Annotated in this window: 13 protein-coding genes; 9 read left to right on the top strand and 4 right to left on the bottom strand. The window is 70.5% G+C overall.

The genetic code is table 11. The annotated features are described in order from the left end of the window. Window position 1 precedes the first annotated feature (1 nt). The 8 genes from rpmF (at window position 2) to ribD (ending at window position 6555) form a co-directional block, all read left to right on the top strand. Entirely contained in the window at window positions 2-196 is a 195-nt protein-coding gene (rpmF, locus tag WME82_RS21115; RefSeq protein ID WP_012236448.1) for a 50S ribosomal protein L32, read from the top strand. 88 nt (window positions 197-284) lie between these two features. Beyond that, entirely contained in the window at window positions 285-1280 is a 996-nt protein-coding gene (locus WME82_RS21110) for a beta-ketoacyl-ACP synthase III (RefSeq protein WP_437747284.1), read from the top strand. A 159-nt stretch (window positions 1281-1439) separates the two neighbouring features. After that, window positions 1440-2381 (top strand): ACP S-malonyltransferase, encoded by a 942-nt coding sequence (fabD, locus tag WME82_RS21105; protein ID WP_437747283.1) that lies wholly within the window; start codon window positions 1440-1442, stop codon window positions 2379-2381. Window positions 2382-2387: 6 nt separating this feature from the next. Beyond that, window positions 2388-3134, top strand: a complete 747-nt coding sequence (locus tag WME82_RS21100) for a 3-oxoacyl-ACP reductase family protein (protein ID WP_437747282.1) — start codon at window positions 2388-2390, stop codon at window positions 3132-3134. Between the two features lie 146 nt (window positions 3135-3280). After that, entirely contained in the window at window positions 3281-3535 is a 255-nt protein-coding gene (gene acpP / locus WME82_RS21095) for an acyl carrier protein (protein ID WP_012236444.1), read from the top strand. Window positions 3536-3662: 127 nt separating this feature from the next. Beyond that, the gene (fabF, locus tag WME82_RS21090) at window positions 3663-4907 is read left to right on the top strand and encodes a beta-ketoacyl-ACP synthase II (RefSeq protein WP_437747281.1); all 1245 of its coding nucleotides are present in this window, start codon (window positions 3663-3665) and stop codon (window positions 4905-4907) included. A gap of 24 nt (window positions 4908-4931) precedes the next feature. Next, window positions 4932-5393 carry a transcriptional regulator NrdR gene (gene nrdR / locus WME82_RS21085; protein WP_012236442.1) on the top strand — a complete coding sequence of 154 codons (462 nt, stop codon included), beginning with the start codon at window positions 4932-4934 and terminating at the stop codon, window positions 5391-5393. A gap of 16 nt (window positions 5394-5409) precedes the next feature. After that, window positions 5410-6555, top strand: a complete 1146-nt coding sequence (ribD, locus tag WME82_RS21080) for a bifunctional diaminohydroxyphosphoribosylaminopyrimidine deaminase/5-amino-6-(5-phosphoribosylamino)uracil reductase RibD (RefSeq protein ID WP_438044265.1) — start codon at window positions 5410-5412, stop codon at window positions 6553-6555. Window positions 6556-6573: 18 nt separating this feature from the next. Here the strand turns inward: ribD and def are convergent, their stop codons facing one another. Both def and WME82_RS21070 read right to left on the bottom strand, forming a co-directional pair. Continuing rightward, window positions 6574-7086 (bottom strand): peptide deformylase, encoded by a 513-nt coding sequence (gene def, locus WME82_RS21075; RefSeq protein WP_272099591.1) that lies wholly within the window; start codon window positions 7084-7086, stop codon window positions 6574-6576. Window positions 7087-7210: 124 nt separating this feature from the next. After that, window positions 7211-9343, bottom strand: a complete 2133-nt coding sequence (locus tag WME82_RS21070) for an ATPase, T2SS/T4P/T4SS family (RefSeq protein WP_438044264.1) — start codon at window positions 9341-9343, stop codon at window positions 7211-7213. Window positions 9344-10342: 999 nt separating this feature from the next. Between WME82_RS21070 and WME82_RS21065 the strand changes: the two genes are divergently transcribed. Further along, a complete protein-coding gene (locus WME82_RS21065) occupies window positions 10343-10549 on the top strand; it encodes a cold-shock protein (protein ID WP_012236438.1) in 207 nt (68 codons plus the stop codon). 176 nt (window positions 10550-10725) lie between these two features. Here the strand turns inward: WME82_RS21065 and WME82_RS21060 are convergent, their stop codons facing one another. Continuing rightward, a complete protein-coding gene (locus WME82_RS21060; protein ID WP_438044263.1) occupies window positions 10726-11670 on the bottom strand; it encodes a metallophosphoesterase family protein in 945 nt (314 codons plus the stop codon). Window positions 11671-11797: 127 nt separating this feature from the next. After that, window positions 11798-12763, bottom strand: a complete 966-nt coding sequence (locus WME82_RS21055; protein WP_438044262.1) for a formylglycine-generating enzyme family protein — start codon at window positions 12761-12763, stop codon at window positions 11798-11800. Window positions 12764-12864 lie beyond the last annotated feature (101 nt).

Genomic DNA, 12864 nt, shown 5'->3' with positions numbered 1-12864 from the left:
CGTGGCCGTCCCCAAGAGGAAAACCACCCCCAGCAAGCGCGACATGCGGCGCGCCAACCACGACAAGGTGACCCCCGTCCAGCTCGTCTCTTGCGAGAACTGCGGGGAAGCCCGGCTCCCGCACCGCGCCTGTGGCGCCTGCGGGCACTACAACGGGCGCAAGGCGAAGGCGACCAAGGCGACCGCGGCCTCATGACGGGCGCGGGTGCGCCGGCGCGCGCGAACGCTGCGCCCGCGCACCTGGGCGCGGCGCCGGCTCGCGCGGATGCGCGAGGGGCCGTCGCATGAGCTCCCCGCAGCCGAGGAGCCGCATCCTCGGGACGGGCAGCTACGCGCCCGCCCGAGTCGTGCACAACACCGATCTCGAGAAGATCGTCGACACCTCCGACAGCTGGATCAGCGAGCGAACGGGGATTCGTCGACGTCATATCGCTGCCGAGGGAGAGCTCACGAGCGACATGGCCGCTGCGGCCGGCCGCTCTGCGCTGGACGCCGCCGGGCTCTCGGCGGCTGACCTCGACATGATCATCGTCGGGACGATCAGCGGCGACACCCCGATGCCCTCCTGCGCCGTGTACGTGCAGCAGAAGCTCGGCGCTCAGGAGATCCCCGCGTTCGACATCTCGGCGGCCTGCGCCGGCTTCGTCTACGGCCTCACGATCGCCGATCAGTTCATCGCGAACGGTGTGGCCCGGCACGTCCTCGTGATCGGCGTCGAGCTGCTCTCGCGCATCCTGAACTGGAAGGATCGCACGACGTGCGTCCTGTTCGGCGACGGCGCTGGCGCGGTCGTGCTCGGGCCTGCGTCGGGCGACGGCAGGGGCATCATCTCGACGCGGATCTTCAGCGACGGCACGCTCGCGAACTCGCTGGTCATCCCGGGCGGCGGTACGGCCGAGCCGCTGACGCCCGAGGGCATCGAGCAGAGCCGCAACAAGGTCCACATGGTGGGGCAGGACATCTTCAAGGTCGCCGTGAAGAACCTCTCCAGCGCCTCGCTGATCGCGCTCGACACGGCGGGCATGGCGGCCGGCGACCTGGACTGGGTCGTCGCCCATCAGGCGAACCTGCGGATCATCAGCCAGGTCGCCGCGCGGCTCAGCCTCCCTCTTGAGAGGTTCGTGCTCAACATCGAGGAGTACGGCAACACGTCGAGCGCATCGATCCCCATCGCCCTCGACGAGGCGGTGCGCGACGGGCGCATCAAACCGGGGCAAAACGTCCTCTTCTGCGCGCTCGGCGCTGGCATCTCCTGGGGCGCGTCCGTCATCCGGATGTGAGCGGGCCATGCGCGTCTGCCTGCGTCGGGGTCGAGGTATGCGCGTTCGCTTGAGCTCGCCGGGCGATCCTGCCTGAGGTAGTCTCGCGCGCGCCGGCCGCATGACGTGGTTCGGGGGACGGACGACGTCCGCCTCCCTGGCTTGGAATTGAGGGCAAACGTGAAAATCGCTTGGCTGTTTCCAGGGCAAGGGGCGCAAGAGGTGGGGATGGGCAAGGCCCTCGCGGAGGTCTCGGCGGCTGCGCGCGGCGCGTTCGCGCGGGCGGACGCGGCGCTCGGCGAGCCGATCTCGCGGCTTTGCTTCGAGGGGCCGATGGAGGCGCTGACGCAGACGAGCAACACCCAGCCCGCCATCGTCGCGACGAGCTGCGCCGTGGCCGCGGCCCTCATCGAGCACCTGCCCAACCTCGATCCGCCGCTGTACGCGGCCGGCCACTCGCTCGGCGAGTACAGCGCGCTGGTCGCTGCCGGCGCGCTCGAGATCGAGGATGCGGTAAGGCTCTGCCGGATCCGGGGCAGCGCCATGCAGGAGGCCGTGCCGGCGGGCGAGGGGGCCATGGCGGCGCTCATCGCGCTCGACCAGGAGGTGGTGCTCGCGATCTGCGCCGAGGCGGCGCAAGGCGAGGTGGTCGCTCCGGCGAACTACAACGGGCCGGGGCAGATCGTCATCGCCGGGCACGCCGGCGCGGTCGCGCGCGCGGGCGAGCTCGCCGTCACCCGCGGCGGCAAGGCCATCCCGCTCAAGGTGAGCGCTCCCTTCCACTGCGCGCTGATGCGGCCTGCGGCCGAACGCTTGCGTCCCGAGCTAGAGCGCACGCAGCTGATGCCGCTCGCCTTCCCCGTGATCGCGAACGTCGACGCCGCGCCGAACGCCGATCCGGAGCGGGTGCGGTCGCTCCTCCTGCGCCAGATCGATGGCACCGTGCAGTGGATGCGGACGATTGAGCGCATGGCAGAGGATGGCGTGACGCACGCCCTCGAGATCGGCCCTGGCAAGGTGCTGGCCGGGCTGGTGAAGCGGATTACGAAGCAGATCAAGGTGCTCAGCGTGAGCGACATGGCGGGGATTGAGCGCGTGAGCGCGTTCCTTTCGGAGGCATAGGCATCGATGTTCGACCTTACGGGCAAAGTTGCGATCGTCACGGGTGGATCGCGAGGGATCGGGCGTGCTGCGTCGGAGGCGCTCGCGGCGCAGGGCGCGCACGTGATCGTCAACTATGTGCGCGGAGAGGCCGAGGCGCGCGCGGTCGTCGACGCGATCACCGCGCGCGGCGGGAAGGCCGAGGCGCTCGGGTTCGACGTCGCGGACATGCCGGCGACCGAGGCCGCCATCGCCGAGGCGGCGAAGCGCCTTGGCCGGCTGGACATCCTCGTCGCGAACGCGGGGATTGCGATCGACGGCCTGCTCCTGCGGATCAAGGAGGAAGACCTCGATCGCCTCTTCGCCGTGAACGTGAAGGGCTCGATCGCGTCCGCGCGCGCGGCGACCAAGGTCATGATGCGCGCGCGCACAGGCCGCATCGTCTTCCTCTCCAGCGTTGTGGCGGAGATGGGCAACGTCGGCCAGGCGGCGTATGCCGCGACGAAGGCGGCCCTGCTCGGCGTGACGAAGTCGCTCGCCCGCGAGTACGCGGGGCGCGGCATCACGGTCAACGCCGTGGCGCCCGGGTTCATCGACACCGACATGACGACGACGATCAGCGCGGAGATGAAAGAGGGGCTGACGAGGATGGTCCCGCTCGGGCGCACGGGCCGAGCAGAGGAGGTCGCCGCGGCGATCGCATTCCTATGCTCCGACGAGGCGAGCTACGTGACGGGCGAGACGCTGCGCGTCAACGGCGGGATGTACGTGTGAGAGCGCTGGCTTGAGGACCCCGGCTGCCAGGCGTCACGCACAGCGGCAAACCAGGCGCACACGAAAAAAGCGGTCGCAGGTAATTCGATGGTGCAACGCTGATGGCGATGGGCTACTAGGGGTTCCGTTTTCCCGGGAGGAATACCATGGCTGAAGGTCGCGACATCACGGCCGAAGTAAAGCGGATCATCAAGGAACAGCTCGACGTCGACGAGAAGGACATCAAGCCTGAGGCGAGTTTCATCGACGATCTGGGCGCCGATTCGCTGGGCCTGGTGGAGCTTGTCCTCGCGTTTGAGGAGGCGTTCGAGATCGACATTCCGGACGAGGACACGGAGAAGATCCGGACTGTCCAGGACGCGATTGACTACATCGAAAGGAATGCCAAGGACAAGAAGTAGCGTCCCCACCGCCCTACCGGACGCGGCGTCACCATGGAGGTGGGTTGGCGCGTGAGCCAGCGAAGGCTCTGCTCTTCGCCGATGCACGCGCTCTCACCTCTGTGGTGGCGCTAGGGCAAGAAGAGCCATGGAACGCGTTGTCATCACCGGTATCGGGCTCGTCACGCCCAATGGCCTCGGCACCCAGGCCACCTGGCAATCTTTGCTGGCTGGTCAGTCTGGTATCGCGCCCATCACCCTCTTCGACGCGAGCACGTTTCCTACGCGCTTCGCCGGCGAGGTGAAGGGCTTCGTGCCCGAGGAGTACATCCCCAAGAAGAAGGTGAAGGAGATGGGCCGCTTCGCCCACCTCTCCATCGCCGCCTCGCAGATGTGCATGCAGGACGCGGGGATCGAGCTCACCGACGAGGACCGCGATCAGTGCGGCACGTTCATCGGTGTCGGTCTCGGGGGCCTCGAGTACCTGTTCCAGCACTCGATCACGCTGCACGAGAAGGGCCCCCACAAGGTCAGCCCGTACTTCATCCCGACGGTCATCGCCAACCTCGCTGCAGGGCAGGTGGCGCTGGCGCTCGATCTGCGGGGCGCGAGCTACTGCAACACGAGCGCATGCTCGTCGAGCGCGCACTCGCTCGGCGAGGCGTTCGAGTGGATCCGCCGGGGTCGCTCGCACATCATGCTCACGGGCGGCGCGGAGGCGACGATCACCGGCCTCGGCATCGGCGGCTTCTGCGCGATGTTCGCCCTCTCGAGGCGCAACGACGAGCCGCAGCGGGCGAGTCGCCCCTGGGACAAGGGTCGCGACGGCTTCGTCTGCTCCGAGGGCGCCGGGTCGCTGCTGCTCGAGTCGCTCTCCCACGCGAAGAAGCGCGGCGCGAAGATCTACGCAGAGGTCGTCGGGTACGGCGCCTCGTGCGACGCGTACCACATCACGAAGCCGGCGCCCGACGGCGCCGGGGCGCAGCGAGCGATGAAGATGGCACTCGAAGACGCCAAGCTCGCGCCGGACGCGATCGACTACATCAACGCTCACGGCACCTCGACTCCGCAAGGGGACATCGAGGAGACCCGGGCGATCCTCAAGACCTTCGGCGATCACGCGGCGTCGAAGCGCCTCTGGGTGAGCTCGACGAAGTCCGCGATGGGCCACCTGCTCGGGGGCGCAGGTGGGGTCGAGGCGGCGGTCTGCGCCCTCGCGCTGCGCCACGGCGCGGTGCCGCCGACGCTCAACCTGGACGATCCCGATCCTGAGTGCACCCTCGACTACGTCCCGTTCACCTCTCGCGAGCGCCGCCTGAAGCACGTGATGTCGAACTCCTTCGGCTTCGGTGGCACCAACGTGTCGCTCGTCTTCTCCCAGTTCGACGGCTGATCGCGCGCCGCGCTGGATGGCTCGATGAAGTGCCCATTTTGCGGCCATCTCGAGGACCGGGTCATCGACTCCCGCGCTGGCGGCGCGGGTGAGGTGATCCGGCGTCGGCGCGAGTGCGCCTCGTGCGAGCGCCGCTTCACGACGTACGAGCGCGTCGAGGACATCCTGCCGACGGTCGTCAAGAAGGACGGTAGGCGCGAGTCGTTCGACCGACAGAAGCTCGTGCGAGGGCTCCGGATCGCATGCAACAAGCGGCCCGTGTCCACCGACCAGATCGAGGCCATCGCCGACGCGATCGAGCGCGAGGCGCAGGAGTCCGAGCGGCGGGAGATCTTATCGACCGAGCTGGGCGAGCGGGTGATGAACCACCTGCGTACCCTCGATGAGGTCGCCTATGTCCGGTTCGCAAGCGTTTATCGTTCCTTTCGGGACATTGACCAGTTCATGGTCGAGCTTGGCAAGCTTGTGAAGGCCAAGGCGCCCTAGTAGATCCGGCACTTCGATGTCTGCGAAGCCCCCCAGCCCCGATCCCGAGCTCGACGCCGCGATGATGCGCCTCGCCATCGAGGAGGCGCACAAGGCGATGCCGTCGCCGAACCCCCCGGTCGGCGCGGTGGTGCTGAACGCCGCGGGGGAGGTCGTCGCCGTCGCGCACCACGCGCGCGCTGGTGAGGAGCACGCCGAGGGGCTGGCGCTCGCGGCCGCCGGCGACGCGGCGCGCGGAGGGACGCTCTACGTGACGCTGGAGCCCTGCAACCACGAGGGGCGCACGCCGCCCTGCGTGGACGCGGTTCTGAGCGCCGGCATCAAGCGCGTCGTCGTCGGCGCGCCCGATCCGAACCCCGCGGTGGTCGGCGGCGGGGCGCAGCGGCTCAGCGACGCCGGGCTCGCCGTGGAGATCGGCGTCGCCGGCGCCGAGGCTCGCGCGCTGATCGCGCCCTGGACCAAGTTCATCACGACAGGCATCCCCCACATCGCGCTCAAGCTCGCCCTGTCGCTGGACGGTCGCATCGCGACCCGCACGGGCGCCTCGAAGTGGGTCACCGGCCCCGAGGCGCGCGCCAAGGTCCAGGAGCTCCGTTCGCGGCACGACGCGGTGGCGATCGGGATCGGCACGGCGCTCGCCGACGACCCTCGGCTCACCCTGCGCGAGTCTGCGCTCGCGCCCGGGGGGCGGAGCCCCATCCGGCTCGTCTTCGATACGCGGCTCAGGCTGCCGCTCCACACGCGCCTCGCCCAGACGGCGCGGGAGGTGCCGACGTGGGTGCTCACGGGCGCCGACGCGCCCGAGGAGGCGGAGCAGGTGCTCGTCGACGCTGGCTGCGTCGTCCTGCGCGCGCCAACCTCGGCCGAGGGCCGGGTCGACGTGACCGCCGCGATGCGCCTCTGCGCCTCGCAGGGGATCGTCTCCATCCTGGTCGAAGGTGGCGCCGAGCTCGCCGGCAGCCTGCTCGCGTCGCGCCTGCCCGACGAGCTGCACGCCTTCGTCGCCCCGATCCTGCTCGGCCCCCGCGGCCGGCCGGGCGCGGTCGACTGGGCGGGTCCGGACACGCCAGGCGACGCGCCCCGGATCGTCGATCCACGCTGGGAGCTCTGCGGTCGCGACGCGTACGTCAGCGGCCCGCTCGCCTTCCCGGCGCGCAGCTGATCGGCGCGCCCGGGCAGGTCAGCTCGCGGCTTCTGCGCCGCGCTTCTGCATCTTCCGCTGGACGATGCGCTTCTTGAGCGTGCCCATCCGGTCGATCATCAGCACGCCGTCGAGGTGATCGAGCTCATGCTGGACGGCCACGGCGAGCAGGCCGTCGGCCGCGATCTCGAACGTCGCGCCGTCGCGCCCGCGGGCGCGGACGGTGACGCGCTCGGCCCGCTTGATGTCCTCGCTGATGCCAGGGAACGAGAGGCACCCTTCGGGGCCGGTCAGCTGCCCCTCTTGCCGCACGATCTCCGGGTTGATGAACACGAGGAGGTTGCTCGGCTCGTTGTCCGCGGCGATGTCAACGAGGAAGACGCGGTGTGGCTCCCCGATCTGCGTGGCCGCAAGGCCGACGCCGGGCGCCGCGTACATGGTCTCGGCCATGTCGTCGATAAGCTTCGTGATTTCGGGCGTGATGTCCCCGACCGGCTGTGCCTTCTGACGCAGGCGCGGGTCGGGATAGTGGAGGATGGTGCGGATGGCCATGGCTACTGAGCATCATAACCTCCGTTCCTAGCTGGCGCCCGTCAAGACGCTCTCATCTCGCGTGTTGCTTGGGCTCCGCGTGCTTCGCGCTGGCCACGCTGGCCAGCCTTCGCGCGGACAGCCGCTAGCGATTTCGCCGGAACGAGGTCGACGTATCGACGCTGACCCCGCGGGACTGAAGATCTTCCACGATGTCCGGCACCAGCCCGGAGGGGTGAAACGTCCCCTCGAGCGCGCCGCCGGCGGCCGTCCGCTCGACCACGAACGTGAAGACGTCGCGAATGGCGATCTGCCCGCCCTCCACCGCGAGCTCCGCGATGCGGAGCACCCGGTGGCGACCGTCGCGGAGCAGCGCGATCTCGATCGCGAGGTCGAAGGACGAGGCGAGCCACTCGCGCGCCGTCTCCGGCGTGATCCCGGGGCGGGTCGCGGCGATGTCGGCGGGGAGCCTCGTCACTGCTTGCCGCAACGTCGGCGCGCGGGAGGCCGCGAGCACGCCGTCCATGCCGCCGCCGATGGCGTCCACGATTTCGGCCGCGACGTGGCCCGAGAACGAGCTCACCACGACCCGCTCCGGCCGGATGCGTACGGCCGCCCGCACGGCCCGGGTGCGTTCGTCCGTCGTGGCCCCGAGCGCGATGGACAGCGTGTTCGGCTGATCGAGGGCGAGCTCGTCCTCCTCCTGGAGCACCACGAACCGGTCGTCGGGCTGCGCCGCGGCAGCGAGCGCGCCGAGCAGCCAGCCCGTCCCGGCGTCCCGCGTCCCGGTGACGAGGAGGTTGCCGCGACCGAGCACGCACTGGGCGAGCAGCCCGGCCATCGCGCGCGAGATCGTCCCGTTGCGCACCAGGTCGTCCAGCGTGACGTCGGGGCGCTGCGGCTTCCGGATCACCAGGGTGGAGGTCGCGGCCGGCGGCAGCACCGCGAACAGGCGGCGCCCCTTCGGCAGGGTCCGCTCGACGAAGCTCGCGCCCGCCTCGATCGGCTGGCCGGCCGCCATGCAGAGCCGGCGGATGGCCCGGCCGACCGCGCGCTCGCTGCTGAACCCGACCTCCGCGATGACGCGCCTGCGCCCGTGCATCGCGATCACGTGGTCGTAGCGGAACACCTGGATCTCGCTCACCTCGGCGTCTTCGAGCAAGCGGTCGAGCGGGCCGAGCGAGAGGAGCTCCCGCTGCGCATCGCCCACGAGCGCCTCGACGTCGACCTCGGGGGGGAGCTCGCCCGCCGCGCGCAGCGCCTCCGCGCCCGCGGCGCTCGCCTGCGCGATGCGCTGGGCGAGCGCGCTGTCCGGCGGCGCGCCGCTGTCGAGCGGCGTGAGGTCGACCAGGTCGGCGAGCCGCTCCATGAGGCGCCCGAGCGCCCGGCGGTGCGCCACGGCATGCGCCGAGTCGCCCTGTCCCCGGTCGACCCGATCCGAGACGGGCGGGATGGCGCGCCGGCTCGGGATGGGGACCACGCTCGGATGGACGGCGACGTTCGAGGCGCCCTGCGGCGACACCGCGGCGGTGCTCGTTGTGCTCTGTGCAGGCAGCGGGGTCGCGGTCGCGTACGGGCGCGGCGCCTGTAGGGGCGGGGTGGCGGCGTTGACGGCGCGGCCGTCGCGCGCCGGCGGTGCGGTGGTCATCGCCGGGTGCGCAGGCAGCGGCGGGACGGACGCACCGCCCTGCGAGCCCGGCGTGAGCGGCGGACGAGGCGAGGGGATGCGCGGCGGACCGGGGACGGGGATGGCCGCGGCCGCGTCGACCGACTCGTCCGGATCGTTCTCGAGGGGGAAGTGGCTGATCACGCCCTGGCTGGTGCGCGACGGCTCGCCCCTCTCGTTGATCAGCGGCAACGGCGCCGACCGGTGCAGCCCTTTCTCGGCGGACGGCGGCGGCCCGCGATCGGGCAGAGGTCCCGGCTCGCCGGACATCTCTTCCGGCGCGCGCGGAGGCGCCGTGCTGTCCGGAGGGGCGGTCCCGGCCGCCGCCGTCTCGATCCGCAGCACGAAGTCGCCGATGTAGATCTTGTCGCCTTCGCGAACGATCGTCGCCTGAGCGATCTTCCGGCCGTTGACGTACGTGCCGTTCGTGCTCTTGAGATCGGTGACGATGAAGCGTCCGTCGCGGAAGAGCAGCCGAGCGTGTCGCTTCGACACGTTGCCCTTCGGCAGCATCAGGTCGTTGCCCTGCACGCGGCCGACGTTGATCTCTGTCCGGTCGAAGGTTTCGCGGCGCTCCGCGCCCCCTTTCTCGCTGATGATCACCGAGAACATCTCGTCGCCTCGCGGGGCCAGGGCGGAGGTGAGACCCGATGCCCTCGCCACGCCATACGAGCAAGCTCGAACAGACATGTCAACGAGATGCCTTCGATTCCTGCTCCCGGGCGGCGAGCGGGCTCGAGCCCGGGACTGCGCCGCCCACGCCCCCTGCGCGCACGCACCGGGCGCGGTGCAGGTCGAGCGCGCGATGCCGGTCCGGTGATCGATCCGCCGAGCTGTCGCGCCAGCGCGCAGGGGGAACGTCGGCGAACAGGCTGAGCCGGCGCCGCCAGGTGCGTGATGTCCTCCGAGCAGGTCGCCTGCTCCGCTGCAACGCTCGATCGATGTTCTCGGCAAAAGCTCCGCAAGCGCCTGGCCTGCGCTCGGAGACCGCCCGGAGCGCGCTGCGTCGCTCGCTCCCACGACGCGCGCAGCACGAGGAGCGCGCCCGAGTCGCCGCGCCATTGCGGCGGAGGCCAGGAGATCGCTGCCCGACGCGCGAGGCTCGCTGCGTGACATGGCGAAGCCCTCACGGACCACGACGCCCTGCGCGGGCCGAAGGACAAAGTTCTTCGATAAAAGCGCAAATCTTGACGGTTGCGCGAATTCTGCTTCGCACCCTACGGCGCGCCGTCACCGCGCGTGATCGTGTACTCGCCGTCAGGATCCGCTGTACGACGCGAAATTCTCATCGGAGGCTGCTGCAACCGGAGACTGCCGGTGAAGCGGTACTGCCTCGCGCAAGCGCCCGCCGAACCATCATCGCTGCTTGACCTTGGCGCATCGAGCCGTTTACGTTGGCGCCCGCTCGGACCGGGGAGAATCGTCGAAGTCGCCGCGCACGCACATCAACCAGCGGCTGGGCAGCCGCCCTGCGCAAGCTGGATCTGTCTACGAGGGGGGTTTGCTGCATGCAGCCAAGCCCGCATCGGAATCAGGGACCGCAGCCGTGGTCACCTCCCGACTGCCAGCCTGCGCGCCTCGGGTATCGACGAGCTCTGAAGTGGAGGAAATATGGCAGTTGGCAAGGTTAAGTGGTTCAACGACGAGAAGGGTTGGGGCTTCATCAAGCAAGAGACTGGCCCCGACGTCTTCGTTCACTATTCGCAGATCAACGGGGAGGGGCGCCGTCGTCTGTTCGAGGACGAGACCGTTGAATTTGAGATCAAAGAAGGTCCCAAAGGTCTGCAGGCGGTCAACGTGATCCGCGCCACCGCCTGACTTTCCTCCTGACCAGAGCCCCACCGGACTGCCCGCGCAGCGCCCCCGCTGCGCTCGAGTCACGGCACTGCCGAGCCCCGAACATCGCGCGCCCGCCTGGACGGTCCTGCGTGCGGCGGATGGATTGCGCGCGGCTCCGGTGGGGCGCTCGGCGGAGCGCCGAGCGCGCGGCGGGCTCATCGCTCGGGGACCGGGACCTCGCGGAACGCGTCTTGACCCGGGACGAAGCGGTGCGACGTGATGCCCCCGATCGTCCCCGCGTCGTCGATCTCGTAGACATTGAACCCGGCCATCCGTTCGTCGCTGTCGTGAAGGAGCGAAGCGCTGGTGGCGCCCACGGCGTCGATGTGACCCCGCTCGGTGCGCAGCTTGCGGTGAATGCGCCGGTGCAGGTGCCCATGCAGCAGCAAGCCGCGGCGCACCTGCCGCAGCAGCCGCCCCTCTGCCGCGGCATCACCCAGGCCTTCCAGCAAGGTCTTCGCCCGGCTCGCCGGGTTATGGAAGGGGTGGTGCTGAAGCACGACCGGCGTTCGCCGCCGCACCTCCGGGTGTTCTAGCGCTCGCTCGAGCGCGCGCAGCTGGACCGGGCCGAGCCGCCCCGATGCCACCAGCGGGGGACGCGGCCAGGCGGTCGAGAGGCCGATGATCGCGACGGGCCCGCGCAGGTGCACGAAGGGGAACGCCGAGCCTCCGCCATCGCGGGGGGCCCCACCGTCGTCGCTCTTCCCAGGCGCGTCGAGGACGATGTCGGAGCGCAGGTACGGCGCGAAGTACTGAGAGAAGCGCTGCGAGCGGTGCGCGCCCTTCGTGTACGCGTCGTGGTTCCCCGGGACGATGCTCACCCGCTCGGGCGGAAGAGCGAGATCGCTCTGCAAGAAGTTGCGGACCAGGACGAACTCTCGTTCGAGCGCGAGGTTCGAGACATCGCCGGTGATGACGACGTGGTCCACGCCGAGCCGCCGTATCTCCCGCGCCGCTGCGTGCACCGCGTGCGGCTTGTGGATGGCGTGGCGCCGGAAGCGGAGGTTGAGGTAGCCCGTGAGACGCTTGTTCAGGAGCCGGAACGGGAAGGCCCCCTCGAGGGAGAGGAGGTGCAGGTCAGAGAGGTGCGCGATCCTCACGGGCGCAGTATGGGCTCTTCCGGCGCGGCGGCCAACCGCCGCGCGCCTCAGCCCGCGCAGCGGCCAACCGCCGCGCTCCTCGAGCGCTCGTCGCGCGCGCCTCGGCTCGAGCGTCGCCCGCCGCGGCTCAGGCGTCTCGCGCGCAGCGGAAGCCGCGCCACGCGCGGCGGCTGGTCGGCGAGTCGTGCCCCCGCGCGGCGCCACGCAGCCAGGGCCGACCCAGGATGTAGCTGCCGCCGCGCAGCACACGCTCCTCCCCCATGTCGGGCCCCCGCGGGTTCTTCGCGCTGCCGCTTGGATACTCGGGATGGTAGTAGTCAGCGACCCACTCCTCGACGTTGCCGGCGAGGTCGTCGATGCCATCGGGGGTGCGGCCGGCCACGAGCGAGCCGACGGGCGCGAGCTCGAGGAAGCCGTCGCCGTCGTCGAGCTCGTCGAACGACAGCCTCCCGTGGTTCGCGTGGAATGGGTTGTAGACATGACCCCAGGGGTAGCGGCGCCCGGCCACGCCCCGCGCCGCCCGCTCCCATTCGGCCTCGGTCGGCAGGCGACCGCCGGCCCAGACGCAGTAGCGCTGCGCGTCGCTCCACGAGACGAGAACCACCGGAACCTCGGGCCGATCGAAGCGCTGCCCGCCGGAGGCGTACGGAGGTTCGGCGCAGACGCCGGCCGAGACGCACCGGCGGTAGCTCGCGACGGTCACCTCGGTTCGGTCGATCCAGAAGTCCGACAGGTACACCTCGTGGGGCACGAGCTCGTTCGCGAAGCTCGCCTCGGTCTCGTCGACGCACAGCTCACCGGCCGGCTCGAGCTTGCAGAGCGTCACCGCGTGCGCGATCTCGACCTCGCTCGATCCCATCGTGAAGCTCCCCGCGCGCACGAGGACGGCAGGCGGACCGGGCGCGCGCAGCGCGACGACGCTCGCGGGCGAGCGCGCGCGCTCGCCCGCGGCGGCCGCCGGGAGCGCGGCCTCCGCGCGCGCCGGGAGGCGCGGGGCGCGCCGCGCGCGGGGTGGTGGAGCGGCCACGCCGGCCAGGGAGAACGCGACGAGCGTGGCCACCGTCGCCAGCGTGAAGAGGGCCGCCGGGCGCATGTCGGAGACGTAGCATGCTCCAGCCTCGCGGACTGTTTCCGCCTCTTCCGACTTCGCTCGATGCGGCGGTCAGTCGTCTCGGACGTCATGACCGCAGCGGG

Origin of the sequence: Sorangium sp. So ce128 (genome assembly GCF_051525245.1) — a bacterium.
Taxonomy (GTDB): domain Bacteria; phylum Myxococcota_A; class Polyangia; order Polyangiales; family Polyangiaceae; genus Sorangium; species Sorangium cellulosum_B.
This window is presented reverse-complemented; position numbering and strand designations above follow the sequence as displayed.

Bases quoted from the DNA above. Each gene is read 5' to 3' on its own strand.
- WME82_RS21065 (WP_012236438.1), top strand. From the start codon at position 10,343: ATGGCAGTTGGCAAGGTTAAGTGGTTCAACGACGAGAAGGGTTGGGGC.
- WME82_RS21055 (WP_438044262.1), bottom strand. From the start codon at position 12,763: ATGCGCCCGGCGGCCCTCTTCACGCTGGCGACGGTGGCCACGCTCGTC.
- WME82_RS21110 (WP_437747284.1), top strand. From the start codon at position 285: ATGAGCTCCCCGCAGCCGAGGAGCCGCATCCTCGGGACGGGCAGCTAC.
- nrdR (WP_012236442.1), top strand. From the start codon at position 4,932: ATGAAGTGCCCATTTTGCGGCCATCTCGAGGACCGGGTCATCGACTCC.
- ribD (WP_438044265.1), top strand. From the start codon at position 5,410: ATGTCTGCGAAGCCCCCCAGCCCCGATCCCGAGCTCGACGCCGCGATG.
- WME82_RS21070 (WP_438044264.1), bottom strand. From the start codon at position 9,343: ATGTTCTCGGTGATCATCAGCGAGAAAGGGGGCGCGGAGCGCCGCGAA.
- acpP (WP_012236444.1), top strand. From the start codon at position 3,281: ATGGCTGAAGGTCGCGACATCACGGCCGAAGTAAAGCGGATCATCAAG.
- WME82_RS21100 (WP_437747282.1), top strand. From the start codon at position 2,388: ATGTTCGACCTTACGGGCAAAGTTGCGATCGTCACGGGTGGATCGCGA.
- def (WP_272099591.1), bottom strand. From the start codon at position 7,086: ATGGCCATCCGCACCATCCTCCACTATCCCGACCCGCGCCTGCGTCAG.
- fabF (WP_437747281.1), top strand. From the start codon at position 3,663: ATGGAACGCGTTGTCATCACCGGTATCGGGCTCGTCACGCCCAATGGC.